Origin of the sequence: Clostridium sp. YIM B02569, from assembly GCF_022320765.1 — a bacterium.
Classification (GTDB): Bacteria; Bacillota; Clostridia; order Clostridiales; family Clostridiaceae; genus Clostridium; species Clostridium beijerinckii.
This window is the reverse complement of record NZ_JAKJJX010000031.1, coordinates 79,885-82,131: the sequence shown is the minus strand read 5'-3', so window position 1 is coordinate 82,131 and position 2,247 is coordinate 79,885. Positions and strand designations below refer to the sequence as shown.

1 protein-coding gene and 1 pseudogene are annotated in these 2,247 nt (G+C 41.9%); both read right to left on the bottom strand.

Going from position 1 to position 2,247, the window contains the following annotated elements:
- A partial coding sequence (locus tag L3B96_RS23110; protein WP_238948690.1) for a DNRLRE domain-containing protein occupies positions 1-1,397 on the bottom strand: 1,397 nt, incomplete at its 3' end.
- A 268-nt stretch (positions 1,398-1,665) separates the two neighbouring features.
- A pseudogene (locus tag L3B96_RS23105) lies at positions 1,666-2,247 on the bottom strand (collagen-like protein); the annotation flags it as partial.

Below are 2,247 nucleotides of genomic sequence, written 5' to 3'. Positions count from 1 at the left end.
ACTCCAGTATCACCTGTAGCTCCAGTAACTCCAGTGTCTCCAGTAGGGCCGGTTACTCCAGTGTCACCTGTAGATCCAGTTACTCCAGTATCTCCTGTAGATCCAGTTGCTCCAGTATCACCTGTAGGTCCGGTAACTCCAGTGTCTCCAGTAGGTCCGGTAACTCCAGTATCACCTGTAGGTCCAGTAACTCCAGTGTCTCCAGTAGGGCCTGTTGCTCCAGTATCTCCTGTAGGTCCAGTAACTCCGGTGTCTCCAGTAGGGCCGGTTGCTCCGGTATCACCTGTAGATCCTGTTACTCCAGTATCACCTGTAGGTCCGGTTACTCCAGTATCGCCAGTAGGTCCGGTTATTCCAGTCGCACCAGTAGAACCTGTGACTCCAGTATCACCTGTAGCTCCAGTAACTCCAGTGTCACCTGTAGGTCCTGTTACTCCAGTGTCACCTGTAGGTCCTGTTACTCCAGTATCGCCAGTAGGTCCGGTTATTCCAGTATCACCTGTAGTTCCTGTAATTCCAGTATCACCTGTAGCTCCAGTAACTCCAGTGTCTCCAGTAGGTCCTGTAATTCCAGTTGCTCCGGTGTCGCCTGTAGGCCCGGTAACTCCAGTATCTCCTGTAGGTCCGGTTGCTCCTGTGTCTCCAGTAGGGCCGGTTGCTCCGGTATCACCTGTAGGGCCGGTAATTCCGGTATCACCTGTAGGTCCTGTGACTCCAGTATCTCCTGTAGCTCCGGTTATTCCAGTATCACCAGTAGGTCCTGTTACTCCTGTGTCTCCAGTAGGTCCGGTTACTCCAGTATCACCTGTAGCTCCAGTTGCTCCGGTGTCACCTGTAGGTCCAGTAGATCCTGTTGCACTTGATGAAAATTCTATGCTAAGGAATGGTCTTTGAGTTTCGACTGCCCACTCTTTTGAGAAATATCCTATAATAGTGTCAATTATATTTTCGATACCAGTTAATGTTAAACCAAAATTTGTTGCTGGGTTATTTACCCAATCAATCACTAAATTAGTTATATTAATACTTATATACATACCGACATCTGCATCAGTAACATTTGTAGAATAAATTGTTGGATTTATTGCTGGCGCATTATTCCACGTAACTGTATCTTCAGAAAAATCGCTTGCATTTGTAAATACGCTAACGGTTTGTGGGGATAAAACAGCATCAGGTAAATCTTTTCTAAAAACGAATAAATTTAAGGAAGCATTTGTTATAGTACTTCCGGATGGAAGAGACCCAGTTAAATTAAATTTTAATAAACTTCTAAATAGGTCATTAGGCTGAACAAATCTCCCTGTAAATAAAAGACTCGAAAATCCAAAGTTCGTGTTTGGATTTAACAATGATATATAAGCATCTGCAATAGGGACAAGAATTGCAGTAGGCATTGTGTCATCTCCTTAATTTCTTTATTTTTTCCTAGATAAAAAAAGATACATCACTAATAATATACGGAAAATTGTAAAGTCTTGGCACAATATAATGCAATTATGTATATAAAAATGGAACAGATTTTAAATTTTATGTACTATAGAATAGATAAAAAAATCAATATTTCTCTATACTGAAACTTTAAATAAATAATGAATGCTATGAAAAATGTACTTGATTTTATATCAAAGCCCTCTGATTTTAGCAGAGGGCCAATCTTATATTCTAATCTAATTTTTTAATGGTTAATTGAGAGCCAACTCCTGGAGCCAATGTCATTACTAAAGGAGTTGCTGAGTTATTTCTTAAAGTGATGACATCTCCGGCAGCAAGAGTTAATATAGCGCTTCCGAATAATTCACCAGTAGCAACTAAAGCTGTTATAGGAGTAGATGCATCAACAGTACCATTTACAGCAATTGCAATTTGTGCACCAACACCTGCTGTTATACTTACACCATAATTTATTTCATAAGTGCCAGCACTTGCTACGGTAATAGTAGTGGTACCTGGTGTGTGAGTTATACCACTTAACGGTCCATTGTTAGAGAATGGAACGTCTGCACCACCAACAACAGTTGAATCGGCTATTGTTGCAAGTTCATATACATAACCATCAGCAGCTAGACCTGCACCTGTTGCTCCAGTAGGTCCAGTAACGCCAGTATCACCTGTAGGTCCTGTTACACCAGTATCACCTGTAGGTCCTGTTACACCAGTATCACCTGTAGGTCCAGTAACGCCAGTATCACCTGTAGGTCCTGTTACACCAGTATCACCTGTAGGTCCGGTTACACCAGTATCACC